The sequence below is a fragment of the Actinoallomurus acanthiterrae genome (assembly GCF_054775715.1).
Map to the genome: position 1 here is coordinate 7700457 of NZ_BAAHCO010000001.1, position 21911 is coordinate 7722367.

The following is a 21911-nucleotide window of genomic DNA, read 5'->3' on the forward strand; positions in this document are numbered from 1 at the left end:
GGCGGATCAATGACTCGTATCCGAGCACGTGGGCCCGCCGGGCACTCGCACCGGCAGGCCCGCGCGCTCAGCGGGGGTGAAGTCGCGGTAACCGATGATCCGGCACAGCTGCCGGGCCCACGCCCCGGGATCGAGAACGAGCGGTCCGGCGTCGTCGCCATCGGCGAACACCACCGTCCTGCCGTTCCTCGACGCGTCGAGGAACTGGTAATGCGTGGCCGAGATGGTGTCCGACGCGTCGCCGAAGTCGTACGACTGCTGGTAGGCGCGGGCACCGACCCGGTAGACGCGCACGGCCTCGTTGGAGGCAAGCAGGAAGTGGCCGTGCGCGTCGAGGAACTTGGCGACGAAGGTGTCATTGCCCAGGCTGGGCAGTGGACCGAGTTCCCTGCGGAGGGGATGGCGCCGCCACAGTTCGACCACACTGCCGTGGCGGAGCAGAGCGAAGTAGTGTCCGCTGGGGTCGTAGAAGAGCGCGATCGTGTCGGTGCCGGTCGTCATGTCGGGCCTGAGCCGACCGGTCCGCAGGTCAAGGACGCGGACGACCCGGTCACCACCGGCGAGGACGATCACCTCGTCGCCGGTCGTGTACTCGCTGACGTAGAGCTGCGGAACGCCCGCGGCGACCGTCGGGTGCAGCGCCGTGGCATCGAACTCGGCCAGTCGCCGCCCGTCCCGGGGGTCCCACAGCTGGATCCGGGTGCCGGACACCGTGACCAGGTGATCCGCTCGGTCGAAGAAGTACGTCAGGATGCTCGAGGACGTGGTGTCGACCGGCGGTGGCGGGACGGTGATCTGCGCCGTCGGCCGCAGCGAGGCGGCGTCGCGTACGGCGATGAGGGATTCACCCTCACGCTCCGCCAGCAGCCTTCCGGTCCGGTCGAACCTCGGGACGTCGGCCTTGTCGGGGACAAGGTACGGCTTCGGCCGCGCGGCTTCGGCCAGCGGCCTTCCGGTTCCGTCGGTGGTGCGCAGTTGCAGGCGGGACCCGTCCTTGGCGACGTAGACGACGCGGCCGCCGTCGGGCGTGAGCGCGGCGCCGCCGACGTCGATGTTCCCCGGCCCGGAGGACAGGCGCGTGTAGGTGATCTGTGTGTCGGCGGTGCCGATGAGCACGGGCCCGCCGCCGGTCGCCGCCAGGCGCGGGTAGTAGGAGGAGACCACCCCGTCGGGCAGGTGGGTCTGTGAGACCTGCCTGCCCTGGTCCAGGTCGATGAGACTCATCGAGGATGCCCCGCCGACCGCGACGTGGTGCCCGGTCACGTCGGTGGCGGCCAACTGGCAGACGTTCTCGCCCTTCTGTGTGTACGGCCGGCCCACCGGTGCTCCGTCAGCGACGCGCCGTGCGGCCACCGCCGCCCCGCCGCCCTCGGTCCGGCAGAACGACACCACGTTCCCGTCGCCGGACACCCCGAAGCCGCTGACATCGGTCGCAACGGTGCGCTTCGCGCCTGTCGCCAGGTCGACGGCGACGACGTCCTCGGTGTGCGACGGACCGGAGCGGTACACGCCGGTCAGCACCGTCCGGTCGTCGGGACCGAACCACATCGTGCCGTCGTTGTCCTTCGGGGCGGGCACGCGCCGGGGCGCGCCGCCCGTCCGCAGGTTCCACCAGACGACGTGGGCGCTGGACTCCGAGGCGAGCAGCACGCCGTCTTCTGACATGTCCGCCCGGTTGTCGGCGAACGAGTTCTCAGCGACCTCGGGCGCCGCGGGCAGCCGATGCGGCGCGCCGACCAGGCCGCGGTCGGCGTCGCGCACGTCGTACCACTCCACGGAGCCGTCGATGTTGACGAACGCGACCCGCTCACCGTCGGGGGCGACCACCGGGAAGTCCACCTGAGTGTCGGAGTCCAGCCGCCGCTGCCGCATGCGGCCGTCGGCGGCGTGGGTGAACAGCGTCGCCGTGCCCTGTACCGTGCGCGCCAGCAGGACGTCGCCGTTGCGGCTCGCCTGGATCCTGGCGACCTGTCCGAGCAGCCCGGAAAGGGTGCGGTCCGACCAGGAGTACTTGAGGTACGCGCGCAGCAGCGCGTTGCGCGCCTCCTGCGTGGGTGCGGCCCGGTAGGCGGCGAGGGCGAGCATCACCGACTGCGCCGGGTCCAGGTAGGCCTCGTCGGCCGAGGACTGCACCAGCGCCCGCGAGTCGGCCAACGCGTCGAGTCCGGCGCTGACGTGCCGCTGGTAGGCGAACAGCGACCCCAGGACCAGGGCCAGCGCGACCAGGCCCGCCAGCCCGGACAGCAGCACCCGGCGCCTGCGGGCGCGCGTACGGTGGTGCAGCCGGCCCTGGCGCAGATAGTCGCGTTCGGCGTCGCTCAGGTAGGCCGAGCGTTCGGCCGGCCAGCGATCGGCGAGTTCGACGGTGGACGATGCCGGCAGCAGGTCCGGGGTCCGGCCGGCGTCGTTCCAACGGTCCAGGTCATGCTGGAGCGATCCACGCCACGCGAGGAACGAGCGGTCGTCGGCGACCCAGGCGCTCAGCCGGTCCCAGCCGCCGATCAGCGCCTCGTGGGCGAGCTCCACGGTCTCGACGCCCTCACCGTCTCGGTCGGTCACGAGAAGCCGGGTCGCGGCGAGCCGCCGGGCGATGTCCCATTCCTCCGCGCTCAGCTCGGAGCGCTGGGCGGTCCTGCGCGTCGCGGTGGTGGAGCCGACCGGAAGGCTGATGAGCCGAGTCAATAAACGCTTGGCGTCGGGCTCCTCCGACGCGGGAGCGCTCTCGGCCCATACCCGCTCGGCATACGCGCTCAAGGCTCCGGGGACTCCGCCGAGCCCCTCGTAGGCGGCGTGGGTGAGCAGGCCACCGCTCTGCTGCCGCCACAGCAGATCCAGCGTGAAGCCGAGCAGGGAAAGGGCTCCGGGTTCGGCACCGGTGTCGGCGAGGATGCGGTCGACGAGGCGGTCCTCGTAGCCGACTCCGGGGATCGCCGCGACCGGTGCGGTGACGACCCGCCGAAGATCCTCCTCGGACATCGCGCCGAGGACGTAGACCGGGCTCCGTACGACGGGGGCGATCCGGGGATGGGCCAGCGCGGTCTCCAGGAAGTCGGCGCGCAGGGTGGTGAGCACGCGGACGGCGTCCGGCAGCGCGTCGGTGAACAGCACGTCGGCCAGCGCGTCCACCGCCTCGGTCTCCTGGGCGAGCAGCTCCTCGAACTGGTCGACCACGATCAGCAGCCGGTGCCGTCCCTCGTCCCGCAGCACCTGCGGCACCAGATCACCCAGGCCGCCGTGGGCCAGCGCGTCCCTGAGCCCCGGGAGCCGCAGGAGACGTTCGGTGGCGTCCAGGTCGGGCTCCAGCAAGGCCAGGAGCGCGGACGCCAGCGCGGACAGCGGACTGCTGCCGGAACTCGGCCGCAGCACGGCGACCGCGAAGCCCTCCGCTTTGACGCGCGGGACGACGCCCGCCAGCGCCAGCGAGGACTTGCCGGAGCCGGACGGACCGACCAGGCACACCCGGCGTTCGGCGCGCACCATGGCCGCGAGCTCGTCGCTCTCCTTCTCGCGGCCGTGGAACACCCCGGCGTCGGCCTCCTGGAACGCCGCCAGGCCCCGGAACGGCGACGGGGGGAGGACGAGCGGGCGAAGCGGCGGCCAGGCCGCCATCAGGGCCTCGGTCGGGATGAGGTAGCTCACCGGCGGCTCACCCGCTTCGGCTACCGCCATCATGCCGACCGCGCCGGCGAGGTTCTCGTCCCACACCGGGCCGCCGCTGAAGCCACCGGACACCCGGTAGCCGGCGCCGGTGAGGTCGACCTGCACCCAGCCGTCGGCCTGCCGCGACCGCAGTACGCCCGAGTGCCACACCCCGCCGGAACGCCCCAGCGGGAAGCCGAAGGCACGCGCCGGATGCCCCCACGTGTCGCGGGCCTCCACCAGGCGGATCGGCCGGGCGCCGGGCGGGGATTCGTGGAGCCGGAGCACGGCGACGTCCCCGAGGGTCTCCGCGCCGGCCGCCGGCGGCACCCAGTGCTCGACGCTCGCCTCGGCCGACGGCGCGGACGGCAGCAGCGGCAGGTCCAGCCGGAGACGGGCGGACGCGTCGGGCCGCGCCCCCTGGTCGGTGCCGAGGGCGGCCGACACGACATGGGCGCAGGTCAGCGCGAGCTCGGGGGTGACCAGGAAGCCGCCACCGACCGGCTCACCGCTCGCGTCGTGGATCCGGAGCATCGCCGCGTCCAGGGCCGCGGGCCCCAGCCCGGCCTCCGGCCCCGCGGAGGTCATGAGGAGACGGCGGCCGGGTCACCCTGGTCGTCGGCTGCGGGTCTCCACTTCAGCGACACCGAGAAGGCAGCCTCCGCCGCCGTACTGGTGATCACCACGTCGGCCTCCGCGGACAGAGACAGGCCGAACTCGACGCCGATCTCATCCGGGGCGTCGACCATGTCCCGGAAGCTGCTGACGAAGTTCTCCGCGACGGGCCGGATGCCGGCGAGCATCTCGCCGAGCGAGCGCGTGGCCCGCGCGACGACCTGACCCGGCCGGGCCGCCTTGACCAGGCCGTCGGCGGACTCCTCTATCTGGACCTTGATCACTTCTGCCGGCTCGCCGTTCACCGTCACGGGCAGCTCGACCAGATACGCCATGTTCCTCTTCCGCTCGTCACCGCTCTTCGCGGCGTCCCCGCGCTTCTGGGACATCCGCCCCGAACCGCCGTACACGGCACGCGATGCCGAACGTACAACAGGAGTGGCCGCTCCAGAAGGTGATCGCGGAATGACCCCGACGGTGGGGCGGCCGCCTCCCGACGGCGAACGCCCCACCATGAGCTCAGGCGACGTTGAAGTGGTCGAAGACGGCACGGGTCGTCTCGCCCGGATAGTTGGTGTTGACGGCGCTGGCGACGAGGCCGGCGTCGCATGCCGCGCGCGCCGACGGCACTGTGGCGGCGGCGACCTGGCTCCACCAACTGCCGTCGGGACTGGAATAGGCGGTGTACGTCGTGCCCGACCGCACCAGCTTGAGCCAGGCGGGGTGGAAGCTGTTCCCGCCCCCGGCCCAGGTGTCGAGGTGCCCGTCGCCGTCGGAGTCGGTCATGAACTCCAGCCCGTACTTCACCGACATCGTCAGAACGGCGTAGCCGCCCTTCTCCGGGGCGGTCAGGTCATTGGCGATGGCGAGCCCGGACTTGGCGACCGGGCTCTGGCCGCCCTGCTGGTCGACGAGCCGTACCTTGAGGGTGGCCGAGTCGGCGGCCGCCCCGGGCAGGTAGATGACGCCCTTCTCATCGGTCCCGCCCGACAGGTCCCGGCCACCCGCCCAGATCACCAGCTGATTCCTCGACTGGCCGTACCGGGCGTCGGTCGTGGCGTACGTCTTGTACGGCGCCCGCACGCCGTTCGCGACGTAGGGCAGGTCGAGCCGCTTCGCCACGCGGGCGAAGTCCGCGCTGCGCGCGCTGACGTCGAACACCGCGTGTGCGGTGAACGACACGGTGCCCATGACGTCCGCGGGCACCGTACCGCGCCAGGTCCGGGTCACCTTGGCGCCCCGGCGGACGTTGCCCAGGGCGATCGACTGCGCCGCGCCGGTCTCTCCGGGGTTCGTCAGGTACAGCACGGTGTTGCGCAGGGCGAACGGACAGTCGTTGGTGAGTACCACGATCGCGGTCACGGTATCCCCGGCCTTCGGCTCCGCCGGTGAGGTCGTGAGCGTGATCGTCGGGCCGAGCGTGTCCTCTTCCGGGCGGTACGCCGCGGTGGTGGTCGATGTGGTCATTTTCTCTCCCGTCCGCTGCGCCCGGTCAGCGCGGCCACTCGAAGGACAGCGTGTAGGCGTGCTTGCTCGGCGTGGAGGCTGGGCCCTCCGCCGGCATCGTGATCATGACCTTGCCGTCCTTGCGGGTCCAGCGCAGCGGGGCGCCTCGGTGGCCGAGCAGCGTGATCCTCGTGTCGTGGGCGAGCGGGAGGTCTCCCGGCAGCACCAGCTCACCACCCGGCCAGCCGAACACGATGACGTGGAACCGCCCGGGGGTCACGGTGTAGCGGACGCCCGGATCGGCGTCGTCCTCCTGCGCCCGCTGCCACGGCGCGGACCCGTAGATCGCCGAACCGTTGATCGCGAGCCAGTCGCCGATGTCGCGCAGCCGTCCCTCCAGGATGTCGGGGATGGTGCCGTCGGGCTTCGGCCCGATGTTCAACAGCAGGTTGCCGTTCTTGCTGACCACGTCGGCGAGGAGACGGATGAGGTACTCGGAGGTCTTGAAATCCTCCGGCAGCTCGTGCTTGTTGTAGCCCCACGAGTAGCCGATCGTGATGCAGGACTCCCACTTCTGCGGGTCCGTGTCGGGGTTGGTGCGCTGCTCGTAGGTGGCGTAGTCCAGATGGGTGTCGAACCGGTCGTTGACGACGACGCCCTTGGGCGTCCGCCGGTCCTTGGCCCGGTTGTAGTAGTACGAGATCGGCTCCTCGCTGCGCCACGGCGGGTCGCCCGGCGGGCGGAACCACTGGCCGTCGGCCCACAGCACGTCCGGGTCGTACCGGTCGATGATCTCCCGCAGCTGTTTCAGCTCGTAGTCGCCGACGTAGTCCTTCACCGGCTTGTACCCGACGAGCGGGATCTCCTGGTCGGTGTAGAAGTTCCGCATCGGGCGGCCGAGCGCCGGGTTGAAGAACTCCCCGAGCGAGTAGTACAGGCCCGGGTGGATCCGGCCGCGCCGCCGGGCGGCCGTGACGAGCTCGCCGACGAGGTCGCGCTTCGGCCCCATCGTCACGGCGTTCCGGTCCGTCACAGCGCTGGGGAACAGCGCGAACCCCTCATGGTGCTTGCTGGTGAGGACGAAGTACTCCGCGCCGGCGGCCTCGAAGAGACGCACCCAGGCGTCCGGGTCGTAGTGCTCGGCCGTGAACCGCGGGATGAAGTCGTCGTAGACGACGTTCTCGCCGTAAGTGTCGCGGTGGTACTTCCACTCCGCGGAGTCCTTGGTGCTCTGGTACCACAGGTACCACTCCGACGCCGACTGACGGACGGCCCCGCCGATCGCGGAGTAGACGCCCCAATGGATGAAGATGCCGAACTTCGCGTCCTTGTACCAGCGCGGTACCGGATGGGTGTCGAGGGATGCCTTGGTCGGCTGGTAGTCGGGGGTACGGGCGGTGGCCGTCGCGGCGAGCGCCTCGCCGACGCCCGGCGGTGCCAGCAGCACCGCGCCGCCCAGCGCAGCCGCACCGCCGAGAAAGCGGCGACGGGCGACGCCATGGTCTCCGGTCATGGACCTGCCTTTCACTCGGTCACGTCGAAGTGGTCGAAGATCGCTTGAGTGGTCTGGCCCGGGTAGTTCAGGTTCACCGCGCCGGCCGTCATCCCGGCGTCGCCGGTTCCGCTCGCCGAGGCGACCGTGGCCTCGCCGACCCGCTGCCACGTGGTGCCGTCCGCACTGGCGTCGGCGGTGTAGGCGGTGCCGGCGCGGGTCAGCCGCAGCCAGGCGGGGTGGTAGCTGGAGCCGCCGCCCGCCCAGGTGTCGAGCCGTCCGTCGCCGTCGGAGTCGGTCATGAACTCCACGCCGTTCTGGGCGCTCATGGTCAGGACCGCGTAGCCGCCCTTCTCCGGCGCGGTGAGGTCGTTGGCGACGGCGAGACCCGCCTTGGCCGAAGGCCCGCTGCCCTGCTGGCTCACGACGCGCGCCGTCACCGTGCCGGCGGGTCCCAGGACGCCGTGGCGGTAGACGACGGCCTTCTCATCGACCCAGCCGGACAGGTCCCGGCCGCCCGCCCAGATCGCGAACTGTTCGCCGTTCTGGGCGTACTGCCCGTCGGTCGTCGCATGGGTCAGGTACGGAGCCCGTACTCCGTTCGGGGTGGGGACGACGGTCGCGTCGATGCCGTCGGAGACCCGCTCGGTGCGGCCGGCCGTGTGGAACGTCGTCTCGGCACGGACCTCACGGGTGTCCCAGGCGGTGTCCGCCGGCGCCGTCAGCGTCCATTTGACGCTCGTGCTCGCACCGGCCTCGAGCACCGGAACGGCGGCCGGGCCATCCGGAACGGCCGTCCATCCGGCCGGCGGCCGAAGCGCCGTGCGCACGTGCGTCACCCGGGTCGTGGCGGTGACGGTCGTGGTCACCTGGACCGGCGTCCCCGGCCGTACGGTGACCTTCTCGGGGCCGATGCGGACGTCGGCCGTGGGGCAGTCCCGGGCGGCGCCGAGCGTCCGCAGGTCGACGGCCCGGGCGAACGCCTTCATGCCGGCGTCGTTCGGATGCAGGTGGTCGCCGGAGTCGTACACCCCGGCGATGCGCGCCGGGTCGGCCGGGTCCCGGACGGCGGCGTCGAAGTCGGCGAAGCCGTCGAACACCCCGCCCGAGTCGCGGACGAAGGCGTTCACCCGCTGCCGTGCGGCCTCCTTGTCCGCGGTCCACCAGTCGCCCCAGCCCTTGAACGGCACGACGGTCGCGCCGATGACCTTGAGTCCCCTGGCGTGGGACCGGGCGGCGATCTGCTTCATACCCGCGATCACCTGGTCGGCGGTGGCACCGCCCCAGCTGAGGTCGTTGACGCCCTCGAAGAGGATCACCGAGGTGGCGTTCGCCCGGCCGAGTACGTCACGGTCCAGCCGGTCGAGTGCGGAGGGATTGCCGTCGCTCCCCCCGGTGATCCGGTTGCCGCTGATGCCGGCGTTGAGGACTCCGGCCGCCGGCGGCACCGCTGGAGGCGCGCCGCCAGGTAGTCGGGCCAGCGCCGGTCGGCGTCCGAGGTCGACGCGGCGCCGTCGGTGATCGAGTCCCCGAAGGCGACCACGGCTCCGCCCGCGTCCTCCGGCACGACGTCCACCTCGGTCACGAACGGCCAGCTGGACGTCATGACCGGATAGGCGGCCCCGCCCGCGTCCGCCGCGTGGTCGCCCGCCCCGGACGCCGTCCAGTACACCGTCTGCAGGGCCATCCAGTGCTGGCTGACGTGCGTGAGGCGACCGGGGAAGTACAGGCTCACGTCCAGATCCGCCTGCGGCGGGACCCGCAGGCGCACCGGGTCGCTGACGACCTCACCGCCGGCCGGGACGGTGACCTGCCGCGCACCGCCGAAGCGCAGCTCGCGCAGCGAGCCGCCGGACCACGGCACCGCCGCTCCGCAGCGCCACGGTCGCGTGCCCGATGGTCAGCGGATCGGTCGTGAACCCGTTGGTCAGGTGGATGCGCACCTTCGACCCGCCCACGCTGACGTGCACGGGCATTCGCACGGTGGTCTCGGAGGTGCCGGGGTCGTACGAGGCGTGCTGGGCGGTCGCCCACGTCCCGGTCCACTCGCGGGAGGTCTTCGCCGTCCGCGCGTGCGGCGGGGATGCGGATCCCCGCCGGGGAGATGCGAGCGCGGACGAGGGCGACGATAGCGTCAGGGCGGTCACCACCGCCGCCGCCACGGCCGTCACGGTCCGATGCCAGGTCATGAGGCGGCTCCTTCATGGGTGGGCCGCAGCGCCGCGAGAGCCTTCGCGGCCCCCTTGGCGCCGAGGTCGACGAAGACCGGCGTCACGCCGAGCGGCGCCGGGTAATCCGTGAGGGTCGTGGGTCCGTGGACGATGACGCCGCGCCGGACGTCGCGCCAGACACCGGACGGCAGGAACACGTCCCGGGTGGTCCCCTCCCCGAGTTGCGGCGCGGCCAGCACGGCCGGGCCGAGCATCCACTCGTCGGAGACGGTGTAGGACGGGGCGTCCCCGGGGTGGTCGAAGAACAGCGGACGCATGATCGGATCGCCGGTGGCGATCGCGTTCTCGACCTGGTCCCAGATGTAGGGCGCGAGGCGTTCGTGCGTGCCGATGGCCGCCCGGAACCGATCGATGGTCTCCGGGTCGTAGGCGACCCATCGGCCGGTCGTGGCGTCCTTCACCCCGGCCGGCGAGGTGGAGGCGTACATCAGCGGCATCATGGACGCCGCCTGCGCCCACCGGACCAGGACCTCCTTGGTGGGCGGCGGGTACCCCAGCGAGCCGCCGATCATGTCGGTCTCGACGAACGGGTAGCCGATGGTGGAGACGGCCAGGTTCGCCGCGACCGCGGCGTGCAGGCCCGCGAACGTCGTCGGCTTGTCGGCGGTGCGGGTGGCGAACCCCTCCGCCTGCGCGGCGTTCCACGGCACCCGCAGGCCGGCGCCCTGCAGATCGAAGCCGTCGGCCAGTTCGGTGCCGTAGCGCACGTAGTCGGCGCGGGTGGCGCCGGGGTAGGCGGCGCATCGGTCGTCGAAGAACTCCGTGTCGAACTTGAACCCGGTGACCCCCTGGCGCACCTGGGCGTGCAGGCCGTCGGTGTACCACTGGCGCGCGGCCGGGTTCGCCAGGTCGATCAGCCCGGTCGGGCGGCCGTTCCACCAGGTGAACAGGCACGGCTTCGACGGGTCGGACGGGTCCTTGAGCAGGTAGCCGTGGTCGGCGGCGTAGGAGAAGTCCGCGGCGTACTCCGGCATGTACAGGCCGGTCCAGATGCCGAGATCGAGCTTGAGGCGCCGCAGCTGCCGGGACAGTCCGGGCAGGTCCGGGAAGCGCTGGGCGAAGTCCGGCGCGATCACGCTCTCCTCGATCTGCGCGGCGTGGCCGTCGAGGCCCGCCCGGCGCAGGCCGCGCGCCCAGTCCAGCACGTTCTGCCCGCTCTGCTCGCCGTAGAGCTGGGCCCAGGAGTTCCACAAGGGGGTGACGAACTGCGCGTACGGGGTGTCGGATCGCCGTGGCCGGCCGACGATCGCGATCTCGTCGTGGTAGACCTCGGCCGGGGTGTCCTCGACGAACACCGTCGAGGTCGCGGGCGCGCGGCCGGTGACGGTGAACTCCCCGAGACCGTTGCCGCCGGAGTTGATCCGCACGTCCATCGGCTCGTCGGTGTTCACTCGCAGCCCGGCCGCGCTGGAGGTGTACCAGAAGGGCGCCACCACCTGGTACGACGCGGGCCCGAACGCCGTGTCGACCACCTGCCCGGAGTCGAGCGGCCACGGCTGGACGGTCTGGTCGGTGTTCTCGCCGTGCCCGTACCAGTGCCCGGCGCTGCGCAGGTCGTACGCGGTGCTCAGGACGTCGCCGGTGGCACCGCGCAGCGACCAGCTCAGGTCATAGCGGTCCGAGCGCAGCGCGATCGTCAGGTCGACGGTCACGCCGGGCAGGTCGGTGGCGGCGGTGAGGCGCAGCGTGTCGCCGTGCCGTTCGCTGCCGGTGACCCGCCCCACGATGTGCCAGTCGGCGCCGATCCGGAACCGCAGTGCCCCCGGGGCGGTGGCCAGCACGGTCCGGCCGGCCCGGACCGTCGTGAGCGTGAGCGGGGCCGTCGCGACCTGGATCGCGTATCGGGTGTTGCCCAGGGTGATCGGCTCCGTGTCCGCGGCGGCGGGGACCACGCCGGTCAGGGGTGCCAGGAGCGCCGGGGCCAGGAGCGTCCGTACGGCCGCGCGCATCACGTGCCGCTCCCGCACGTCACCTTCGCGTCGGCCCAGTCGGCGTGGTCCAGCGCGTTGCCGTCATCGGCGTCCCCGGCGACGAGCTCGATGCGCTGGGCGCCGTCCACGGGAACGTCGACGACGCGGGTCGGCGTGTCCCGGTCGATGCGGCCGCTCTGGTAGACCGGCACCCCGTCGGCGAGGACGGTGTAGGTGACGGTCGCGGGCCCGTCGCCGCGCCCGTACGTCTCCTGGTCCAGGCCGAGCGCCGCGTGGAACGTCGTGCAGCGGCCGCCGAGCCACACCTGGACACTGCTGGGGGCGTGCACGCCGAGGCCCTTCCGGTACACCGTGTCGTGCAGCGTGAGGGGCTTGCCGTCACCGGCGGCGTCCTCTCCGTTGCTCTGGTCCCGTTCGACCGGGCCCCAGCCGTTGCTCGCGGACTGGAACGGCAGGTCGCTGACGTAGTGCTCGCCCGGTGACAGCGGGGGCAGCGGCACCGCGACGACGCGTTCGCCGGTGGCCGACGCCTGTCTTCCGGCCCTGGTGAAGGAGGCGCGGGCGCGGACGACGCCGACCACGCCGGTCTTCTGCCCGGCCGGGACGGTGACCGTCCAGGCGGCGGAGGCCGACGTGCCCGGCCGGAGGGTGCCGAGGCGGACCGGCTCCGCCGGGGTGGCGGTCCAGCCGTCCGGCAGGCTGAGGGACACGGCCGCGCCGGTCAGCGAGGGGCCGTTCTTCGGCGCCGTCACCGTCGCGGTGACCTTCTGGGCGCCTCCCGGCGTGAAGGCGTCGGGCGCGTCCACGGACACCTGGGCGGGCGTCGTGGGGTCGGCGTACTTCCGGGCGTCGTACCCGGGCCCGGAGACGTCGGCCACGCGCAGCGGTGCGGTCTCGTTGCCGAGCACGGTGAGGCCGACCTTCCCGAGACCACCGCTTCCGGCGTCCGTGCTCCAACTCGCGATCGCGACGGTGTTGGTGCCGCGCGGGCGGAGGATGCCGGTCGGGAGGGGGAAGGTGTGCTGCGGGCCGGTGTCGTTCACGTACTGGCCCATCAGCCAGCCGTTGACGTAGATGAGCGCCCGGTAGTGCCGGGACGGGTCGTCGTCGATGGTCAGGCCGACGGACGTGTCCTGGCCCTTCGGCAGGTCCAGCCGGAAGGTACTGCGGTACCAGGCGACGCCCGGCGTGGCGTCCGCCTTGGGCAGCGAGACGTTCGCCCACGACCGGTCGGGGTGGCCGGGCAGCGTCCAGCCCGCCCGCTCGCCGTACAGCCCGCCGGTGTTCATCGGCCCGCGCGCGGTGTCGACGGGCCGCTCACCGCCGCGCTGGCCCTGGATCCGCCAGGTGATCTGCGCTCCGGACCCACCGAGGTAGGCCTCGGTCAGGCCGCGCGGCTGCTTGTGGTCGTCGCTGTTCCAGGTGAAGTCCTCGTTGTGGCCCATCGTGCCGACCAGGACGGCGACGACGTTGTCCTGCCCGCTGCGCAGCGCGCCGTCCGGCAGGCTGAAGGCGTGGTGGCCGGTCTGCGCGGTACCGAGGAACCTCCCGTTGAGCCACACCGAGTAGGCGCCGACCTTCCCCGACGGAGCGCTGGGGTTGGTCGCGAACGCGGAGAGCGAGAGGGACTTCTCCGTACCGGTGGCGCGGAAGTGGCCGCGGTACCAGGTGTAGCCGTGGTGGAAGCCGTACTCGTCCTGGTACAGCACGGGGAGGGTCCCCGGTTGGGTGGGGCTGTCGGTGCTCAGCTTGTCGGCGAACGTCCAGGAGGAGTCGTCGAAGGAGGGGTTCGCCTCGGGCGTCTCGGGCGCGTACTTCCAGCCGAGCGTGGGCAGCGTGACCGGGCGCGGGCCCGGCACCTGGCCGAGGAGGCCGCCCGACGCGGTGGGCTTCACCGGCAGCGGCGCGCCGTTCCACGTGACCCGGCGGACCGTGGCGGGCGCGAAGATCTCTAGCGGACCGGCCTGGCCGGCGTCACCGCCGAGCGCGAGGGTGCCGCCGGTGATGGACGCCGAACGGACGAGGTGCGTTCCGCGTTCGAGCACCGGACCGGCCGCGGTGTCCTGCCGCCAGAACCGGGCGGCCTCGTCATCGCTGCCGAGGAGGAGCAGCAGGTCGGGGCGGCCGCCACCGTGCACGAGCACCCGGGTGAGCCCGGAGTGGGAGTAGTCCAGGCGCAGGTCGCCGCGGGCGGGGTCCCAGGCGGCCTGGGCCTTGCCGTCGAGCACGGTGACCGTCGGCTCGCTCGTGTACCGGAGCACGGTGCGTCCGTCCGTGCCGTCCTGGCCGTACAGGACGACGACGTCGCGGTCGCCGACGTGGGCGCCGGTCATCAGCTCGCTGGTGGAGTACACGAGGCGCTGACCGCCGAAGTCGTACCCGGCGAGCAGGACCTTGGCGTCCTTGCCCTTCAGCCGGGCCGTGACGTCGTACGTGCCGTCCGGGGTGTCCCAGGAGAACGTCGTGGTGTCGTCGGACCCGGCGTTCGGGTCGGCGTGCCGCAGGTAGAGGAACCGCGTCTTCGTCTCGGGATTCACGCGGGCCTCCAGGTGGACGTCCGCGTTCGATGAGGCGGGCGCCGTCGCCGGGTCGGTCCGGGCGAGCGGCGCGGTCGTCGTGTAGAAGAGCCCTTGGCGCTTCAGCTCGTCGTAGTTGACGCCGGTCTGCCGTGCCTCGCTGATCGGCGCGCCGTAGTCGTAGGACGTGTAGACCTGGCGCGGGTCGGCGAGCCAGCCCCAGTTGGTGCCGCCGTAGGCCATGTAGAGGTTCTCGATCGTCGTGCCCTGCATGACCTCGTGCTTGTAGACGACCTTCTGGAACGGCGGGCCCATCGTCTGACGGCAGCCGTCGTACCCCTTGTCGCCCCAGGTCTGGAACCAGCCCGTGCCCGACTCGAAGACCCCCAGCGGCGCGCCGGGGGTCTGCCGGTTCAGGGTCGGCAGCCACCAGGTCCCGTTGCAGAACGAGACGTACTGGTCGTACTCCCCGGCGAAGTCGAGCCCGTCGCCGCCCGCGAACTGCGGGGACGGTTCGTTGCCGACGAGCGGCACGGTGACGCCGTCGTGACGTACCTGGTCGGCGAGCCGCACGATGTGCGCCCGCCCGTCGGGGTCATAGAACTCGTTCTCGACCTGGTCGAGCAGCACGGGACCGGTGCCGTTGGTGACCTGGTGCCGGGCGAGGATCCGGTCGATCTGGGACAGCCACTCGCGGGCCGCCGCCAGGTAGTCCGGGGCGTTGGAGCGGGCCTGGCCCTTCTGCGTCAGCAGCCATCCGGGGAATCCGCCGCCGTCGGTCTCCGCGTTGATGTACGGGCCGGGCCGGGCGATGACGTACAGGCCCGCCTCCTGCGCCATGTCGAGCAGCCGGTCCACGTCGCGTACGCCGGTGAAGTCGTAGACCCCGGGCGCCGGGGAGTGGTAGCCCCAGTCGAAGTAGATGGACACGGCGTTGAACCCGGCCGCCTTCATCTTCTGCAGCACGTCACGCCACAGGTCAGGGCTGGGCAGCCGCCAGTAGTGGAACTCCCCCGACCATAGGAAGACCGGTTTCCCGTCGATCTTCACCGCGTACTTGTCGTAGGTGACGGTGTGGGCGCTCGGCGGCTCGGCCAGGGCCGGCGCGCCGGGCGCCATCGCGGTCAGGGTTCCGGCCGCCAGGAGCAGCACGGTCATCAGGAGACGGGTCCAGCGGAGTAGGGCGGTCATGAGCAGCTCACCTTCGCGTCGGCCCAGTCGGCGTGGTCCTGGGTGGCGTCGTCGCCGCCGTTGGTGACCACAAGGTCCAGCCAGCGGGTGCCGGTGACGTCGACGCCGATGTCGGTGCCGGGATCGGAGCCGCGCACGACCGGGCCGTCGTAGCGGACCTGGCCGTCGGCGACCACCTGGAAGGTGACGCTGCCGCCGTCGCCGACCTCGTCGTCCACGCCGACGGTCGCGGTGAACCGCGTGCAGCCGCCGCCGAGGTACACCCGGACCTGGCTCGGGCCGTGCACGCCGAGTCCCTTGGCGAACGTCCTGCCGCCGAGCGACAGCGTCCGGCCGTCGCCTGCGGCGTCCTCGCCGTTGGACTTGTCGCGTTCGACCGGGCCCCAGCCGTTCACGGCACGGACGAGGGGGAGGTCGCTGACGTAGGCATCGCCCGTCGGGCCGGCGGGCGGCACCTGGACCGCGGCCTCGCCGGTCAGGTGGCCGTGGCCGGTGTCGGCCGTCGCGGTCAGCACCGCGTAGGAGACCGGATCGGCCGGTGGTGTCACCGTGAAGCGCGTCGTCACGCTCCGGCCCGCGCCGACGCCGGCGAAGCGCGCCGGGCCGTCGGGGCGTACCGTCCAGCCGTCCGGGGCGGTCAGCGTCAGGTCGACGTTCCCGGCCCTCGCCGCGGTGAACGTCACCGGCACGGACACCGGTGTTCCGGGCCGCAGGAACGCGTCGGCGGACACGGCGACGCGGCCCGCCGCCGCGGGCATGGCGTAACGCGACGCGCTGTACGAGGGCGCGGCCACGTCCCGCACCGGGACGCCTCCGGCGTGCGCCCCGTCCTCGACGAGCTTTACCGAGCCGGGGCCGGAGCCGTCGCCGGACCAGACGGCCAGCGCGATCGTGTTACGGCCGTGCTCGTGCAGGATGCCGTTCGGGACGACGAACCGGTGCTGTGGGCCGACGCCCGGCAGGTACCGCCCGATGAGCCAGCCGTTGACGTAGATCGCGGTGCGGTGGTCCTTCCCGGTGTCGCCGCCGAGGTCGAGGGCGACGGCGGTGTCCTGGCCGCGCGGCAGGTCGAGGGTGGCCGTGGTGCGGTACCAGCGGACGCCGGGCCCGGTCGCGTAGGGCAGGGTGACGCTCCGCCACCGGCCGTCGGGATACCCGGGCAGCGACCAGCCGGCGCGTTCGCCGTACAGCCCGCCCGCGTTGAACGGGCCGCGTGCCGCGTCGACCGGGTCCTCTCCCCCGCGGTTCCCCTGGATCCGCCAGCCGATCGTGGTGGCCCCGCCGAGCAGGTCCGCCGACAGCAGGCCGCGCGGTTCCTTGGAGTAGTCGTGGCCCCATTCCTCGTTGTGGCCCATGTTCTCGACGAGGACCGCGACGACGTTGTCGGCCTTGAGGGTCCCCGCCGGGATGTCGAACGTGTGCCGGCCGTTCCCGGACTCGCCGAGGTAGCGGCCGTTCAACCACACCGCGTACGTGCCGTGCGCGCCGGTCGCGGCGTTCAGCGCGAGCGCGGTCTCGTGGCCTCCGGCGCGGAATCGGCCCCGGTACCAGACGTCGCCGTGGTGGAACCCGTACTCGTCCATGGCGAGCACGGGCGGGGAGCCGGCGAGCGACGGATGGTTCGCGGTGAGGTGGCCGGCGACCGTCCAGGTGGAGTCGTCGAAGCCCGGCGCCGCCTCGGGTGCCTCCTCGCGATACTTCCAGTCGGTGAGGGTGGGCAGCCGCACGGGCCGCGGCGCGTCGCCGAGGCGGCCGGTGAGGGATCCGCCGGCCGCGGCGGTGACGGCGACCGGGCGGCCGTTCCAGGTGACCTTCCGGGCCGGGGCGATGACCTCGATCGGCCCGGCGCCGCTGGTGTCGCCGGTCAGGGCGAGGGTGTCGCCGTCGAGGGCGGCGGTGCGCACCAGATACGGTCCGCGCACGAGCACGGGCCCGGCGGCGGTGTCCTGCCGCCACCACGCCGCCGTCTCGGCGTCGTCGGCGATCAGCAGTTCGAGGCCGCCGACCAGGACCCGGGCCAGTCCCTTGTGCGTGTAGTTCAGCCGAAGGTCGCCGCGTGCGGCGTCCCACGTGGCGGTGACGTCACCGGCCAGCACCTTCACGTCGGGGCGCTTGGCGTAGCGCAGCACGGTCTCACCGGCCTCCCCGGCGCGGCCGTACAGCAGCGCGACGTCGCGCCCGCCGATCCGGGCGTGCGTCATGATCTCGGAGGTGGAGTAGACGAGGCGCTGCGCGCCCAGGTCGTAGCCGGCGACCAGCAGCTTGGCGTCCCGGCCGCCGATCCGGACGGCGCCCTGCTGCGGCACGCGGGGATAGTCGCCGTCCCGGCCGGACAGCGACAGTGTCGTCTCGTCGGTGTCCTTCGCCCGTGTGTCGGCGTGGCGGACGACGAAGAACTGCGTTCCGGTGTCGGGGTTGACGCGGCGGTCGATCCGCAGCGCCGGGTCGGTCGGCTGCGGAGCGGCGGCCGGGTCGGTGCGGGCCAGCGGGGCAACGGCGTTCACGAGGTACCCGAGGCGCTTGAACTCGGCGTACTTGTCGGTGAGCTGCCGCGATTCGGAGATGGCCGAGCCGTAGTCGTAGGAGCTGTAGACGGCGTTCGGGTCGGGCAGCCAGCCCCAGCTGGTGCCGCCGTAGGTCATGTAGAAGCTCTGGCCGGTGATCCCGGCGGCGATGTTCATCTTGCCGAACACGCGCGTGAAGTCGGTGCCGGTGAGGGTGCGGCAGCCGTCGTAGCCGGTGCCGCCCCACGGGTCGAACGCCCCGCCCTGGGCCTCGGGGATGAGCAGGGGCCGGTCGGCGGCGTAGGCGGTCTTGACCCAGGAGTAGTCGGGAAGGTCGTTCCACTGGTCCGGCTTGGTGCAGTCGAAGCCCTGCGGGTAGGCGTCGAAGCCGTACAGGTCCGGCGCGCCCTTGCCGCTCACCCAGTTGCCGTTGGCGCCGCCGTCGTTGACGAAGGTCGGCACGTCGATGCCGTCCTCGCGGGCCCAGGTCTTGAGGTCCTCCATGTAGTCGGCGTCGTGCCGCCCGCCCTGGTACTCGTTCTCGACCTGATAGAGGACCACCGTTCCGGTGCCGTGGGTGAGCTGGTGCCGGGCGACGACGGCGTCGATCCGGCTCATCCACTGCCGGGCCGCCTCCAGGTATCCGGGCTCGGAGGTGCGGTTCACCCCGGTGCGGGTGTTCAGCCAGGACGGGAAGCCGCCGCCGGACAGCTCGGCGTTGATGTACGGCCCGGGGCGGGCGATGACGTACAGGCCCGCCCGCTCGGCCTCGCTCAGCAGCCGGTCCACGTCCCGTACTCCGGTGAAGTCGTACACGCCGGGCTTCGGGGAGTGGTAGCCCCAGTCGAAGTACAGCGACACGGCGTTGAACCCGGCCGCCCTGATCTTCTGGAGGACGTCGCGCCACTCGTCGGGGCTGGGCAGCCGGAAGTAGTGGAACTCGGCGCCCCACAGGTACAGCGGCCGTCCGTCGATCTTCAGCGCGTACTTGTCATAAGTGATCGTGTGGCGGGTGGTGGTCGAGCGCGGCGGGGAGTCCGCCCGTGCGCGCGCCGCCGGAACGAACAGCGCGGTCACGAGCAGGAGCAGGGCGAAAAAGGGCGTGAGAAGCCGAGGCTTCCGCGTCATCGAGGTTTCCGATCTCCCCCGAGCGGTAATGCCGGCGGGCCGGGCCCCTCGGCCCGCCGGTAGGGGCCGGTCAGGAACTGACCGAGAAACCGGTGAAAACGGCCTGGGTGGTCTGGCCGGGGTAGTTCAGGTTGACGGCGCTGGCGACCAGGCCGGCGTCGCCGGTGCCGGCGGCGGAGGGCACCTGTGCCGTGCCGACCTGGTCCCAGCTCTGGCCGTCCTTGCTCGCGTACGCGGTGTACGTCGCGCCGTCGCGGGTCAGTTTCAGGTAGGCCGGATGGTAGGTGGCGCCGCCGCCTGCCCAGGTGTCGAGCTTCCCGTCGCCGTTGGAGTCCGTCATGAACTCCAGGCCGTACTGGTTGGTCATGATGAGGACGGCGTAGCCGCCCTTCTCCGGGGCGGTCAGGTCGTTGGCGATCGCGATGCCGGCCTTGGCGGACGGGCCGCTGCCGTTCTGGCTCACCACCTGCGTCTGCACGGTGGCCTTCGGGCCCGCCGCGCCGGGCCGGTAGATGACGCCCTTCTCGTCCTTCCAGCCGGACAGGTCCTGGCCGGACGCCCAGATGGCGAACTGGTCACCGGCCTGGGCGTACTGCGCGTCGGTGGTCGCGAACGTCCGGTATGGGGCCGCCACCGCGCCGGGTGCGGGCTTGACCTCGGCCTGCACGGTGTCGGAGACCTTCTGCCCCTTGCCGTACGTGGCTGTCGCGCCGATGCCGTGCGGGCCCCAGGCGGCGCCGGCGGCCGGGGTCACGGTCCAGGTGGTGGTCAGCGTCTTGTCGTAGCCGAGGGAGCGGGCGGTGGCGGGGGTGGTCGCCTTCGCCGTCCAGCCGGCGGGCGGCGACAGGCGGGTCGTGACGTTCGCCAGCTTCGGGTTGCCCCAGTTGGTCACCTGGGTGGTGAGGGTGAACGGCTTTCCCGCGCCGGTGGACGGCGCGTCCGGAGCGATCCGGATGCTCGCGGCCGTGACGCCTTTGCGCTTGAGGGCGCGGATCGCCGTGCCGGCGCCCTTGGCCTTCAGGTTCACGAACGCCGGGGTGACGTCGAGCGGGGCGCCGTAGCCGCGGAGGGTCTTCGGGCCGCGGATGACCGTGCCGTGGTTGACGTCGAACCACGCACCGGTCGGCAGGAACACGTCGCGCGTGACGCCGCTGCTCAGCTTGGGCGCGGCCAGCACCGCCGGGCCGAGCATCCATTCGTCCTTCACGGTGTACGCCGGGGCGTCGTTCGGGAAGTCGAAGAACAACGGGCTCATGATCGGATCGCCGGTGGCGACGCTGTTCTTCACCTGGTCCCAGATGTAGGCGGCGAGCCGGCCGTGCGCCTGTACGGCGTCGCGGTAGCGGTCGATCGTCTCCTGGTCGTACGCGACGGGCTTACCGGTCGTGACGTCGTTGGTGCCGGCGGGCGAGGCGGAGGAGTACATCAGCGGCATCAGCGCGGCCGACTGCGCCCAGCGGATAAGGACGTCTTTCTTTGGCGCGGGCTGGCCGCCGGAACCACCGATCATGTCGGTCTCGACGAACGGGTAGCCGATCGTGGAGATGGCGAGGTTCTGGGTGGCCGAGGCGGCGAGGGAGTTCCAGCCCGTGCCCTTGTCGATCTGGCGGATGACGAAGCCGGTCTTCTGGGATCCGCTCCAGTGCGTCCGGATGCCCGCGCCCTGCAGGTCGAACTGGTCGGCGAGCTCGGCGCCGAGCCGCTGGTAGTCGGCGCGCTTGTAGCCCTGGTCGGGCGCGCACGTGTCGTCGAAGAAACGGGTGTCGAACTTGAAACCGTCCACCCGGTAGGTGCTCATCAGCTTCTTGAGGTTCGCTACGTACCAGGCCTTGGCGTCGGGGTTGGCCAGGTCAACGATGCCGGCGGTGCCGTTCCACCAGCTCACCTTGCAGGGCTTCGTGCCGTCGGCCTTGTCCTTCAGCAGGTAACCGTGGTCGGCGGCGTACTGGTAGTTCGTGGAGTCGAGGTTGATCCAAAGCGTGACCCAGATGCCGAAGTCGTAGCCCATCGCGTGGATCTTGTCCGACATCGCACGGGCGTCGGGGAAGGTCTTCGGGTCGAAGGTCAGGTTGCCGTAGTTGGACTCCCACTTGTCGTCGAGCTGGATGGTGTGCCCGGGGATGCGGTTGTCGTGCAGCTTCTGGGCCCAGTCCAGGATCTTGTTCTGGTCGTCCTTCGTGTAGAACTGCGCCCAGGAGTTCCACAGCGGCTTCGCGTACTGGGTGTAGGTGGCGTCGCTCTTCGCGGGCTTGCCGACGACGCCGGTGTGGTCGCGGTACACCTCACGGGGGTTCGCCTCGACGAACACGGTCGCGTTGTACGTGCCGCCCGAGTCGATCGTGAAGCGGCCGAGGCCGTCGCTGCCGTCGTTGATGGCGACGTCCATGACCTCGCCGGTGTCGACGAGCAGGCCCGTGGCGCTGGAGGTGTACCAGAACGGGTCGACCATCTGGTACGACGCGGGCCCGAACGCGTTGTCGTGCACGTGGCCGGTCTCCAGGGGCCAGGGCTGGTCGGTGCCGGGGCCGCCCTGCGGGGTGGTCGTCTCGCCGTGGCCGTACCAGTGCCCGGCCGACTTCAGGTCGTACGCCAGCCCGAGCTGATCGGCGGTGCCGCCCTTGACGCTCCAGGACAGAGCGTACCGGTCGGCCTTCGGGGTGAGCACCGCCTCGGCCGTGACGCCGTTCTGCGTGGTGGCCGCCTGGACGCGCAGGACGCCGTTCTTCCAGGTCCAGCCGGTGACCTTGGTCGCCCGCTGCCAGGCGCCGCCCGAGTGGAAGCGCAGGCCGCCGGTGGTACCGCCGGCCGTGGCCAGCACCGTACGCCCGCCGCGCGCGGTCGTGATGTTCAGGGACCCGGTGGCGATGTCGACCGAGTAACCCGGCGCGCCGGACGACGCGGGCACGGTCACGGTGACGGAGTCGTGGGTGACGCGCGGGCCACCGGCCGGTCCGGCCGTGGCGTGCGCGGGTGATACGGCGATCAGGCCGCCGAACGCGAGTGACGCGAGGGCGAGGCCGATCCTGGCCAGCCGGTCATGCCATGACAGCACCCGATGCCTCCTAGCGGGGTTCTGCGGGCTGGCCACCCCGAATCCGGCCCTGCAAGGTCGTGATTTTTTCTGCTCATACTTCGGTCCGAGCGATCACATGTCAACACCCCTCGCCGAGACGGCCACTCGCGCCAGCAATCCATTTATGCCGCTCACCTCCCAAAAA

The 21911-nt window shown here is 71.9% G+C and carries 10 protein-coding genes and 1 pseudogene; all 11 read right to left on the bottom strand.

Going from position 1 to position 21911, the window contains the following annotated elements:
* Window positions 1–6 precede the first annotated feature (6 nt).
* The 11 genes and pseudogenes from ACYVF7_RS36385 to ACYVF7_RS36435 all read right to left on the bottom strand — a co-directional run bounded on the left by ACYVF7_RS36385 (window position 7) and on the right by ACYVF7_RS36435 (window position 21745).
* A complete protein-coding gene (locus tag ACYVF7_RS36385; RefSeq protein ID WP_460349645.1) occupies window positions 7–4227 on the bottom strand; it encodes an nSTAND1 domain-containing NTPase in 4221 nt (1406 codons plus the stop codon).
* Window positions 4224–4643 (bottom strand): CU044_2847 family protein, encoded by a 420-nt coding sequence (locus ACYVF7_RS36390; protein ID WP_460349647.1) that lies wholly within the window; start codon window positions 4641–4643, stop codon window positions 4224–4226. Before ACYVF7_RS36390 ends, ACYVF7_RS36385 begins: the two co-directional genes overlap by 4 nt.
* A 130-nt stretch (window positions 4644–4773) precedes the next feature.
* On the bottom strand, window positions 4774–5721 hold the full coding sequence (locus ACYVF7_RS36395) for a DUF1349 domain-containing protein (RefSeq protein WP_460349649.1): 948 nt from the start codon (window positions 5719–5721) through the stop codon (window positions 4774–4776).
* 25 nt (window positions 5722–5746) lie between these two features.
* Window positions 5747–7213 carry an alpha-L-fucosidase gene (locus ACYVF7_RS36400; RefSeq protein ID WP_460349651.1) on the bottom strand — a complete coding sequence of 489 codons (1467 nt, stop codon included), beginning with the start codon at window positions 7211–7213 and terminating at the stop codon, window positions 5747–5749.
* Between the two features lie 11 nt (window positions 7214–7224).
* Window positions 7225–8181 carry an NEW3 domain-containing protein gene (locus tag ACYVF7_RS36405; RefSeq protein WP_460358325.1) on the bottom strand — a complete coding sequence of 319 codons (957 nt, stop codon included), beginning with the start codon at window positions 8179–8181 and terminating at the stop codon, window positions 7225–7227.
* Window positions 8182–8217: 36 nt separating this feature from the next.
* Window positions 8218–8879, bottom strand: a pseudogene (locus ACYVF7_RS36410) (GDSL-type esterase/lipase family protein); the annotation flags it as partial.
* Between the two features lie 100 nt (window positions 8880–8979).
* Window positions 8980–9381: a hypothetical protein gene (locus ACYVF7_RS36415; protein WP_460349653.1), complete on the bottom strand. Its 402-nt coding sequence runs from the start codon at window positions 9379–9381 to the stop codon at window positions 8980–8982.
* Window positions 9378–11390, bottom strand: coding sequence for a glycoside hydrolase family 31 protein (locus ACYVF7_RS36420; protein ID WP_460349655.1), 2013 nt, complete (start codon window positions 11388–11390; stop codon window positions 9378–9380). Before ACYVF7_RS36420 ends, ACYVF7_RS36415 begins: the two co-directional genes overlap by 4 nt.
* A complete protein-coding gene (locus ACYVF7_RS36425) occupies window positions 11372–15061 on the bottom strand; it encodes a beta-galactosidase (protein ID WP_460349657.1) in 3690 nt (1229 codons plus the stop codon). Before ACYVF7_RS36425 ends, ACYVF7_RS36420 begins: the two co-directional genes overlap by 19 nt.
* Window positions 15058–18693: a beta-galactosidase gene (locus tag ACYVF7_RS36430; protein WP_460349659.1), complete on the bottom strand. Its 3636-nt coding sequence runs from the start codon at window positions 18691–18693 to the stop codon at window positions 15058–15060. Before ACYVF7_RS36430 ends, ACYVF7_RS36425 begins: the two co-directional genes overlap by 4 nt.
* Before the next feature lie 70 nt (window positions 18694–18763).
* Entirely contained in the window at window positions 18764–21745 is a 2982-nt protein-coding gene (locus ACYVF7_RS36435) for a TIM-barrel domain-containing protein (RefSeq protein ID WP_460349661.1), read from the bottom strand.
* Window positions 21746–21911 lie beyond the last annotated feature (166 nt).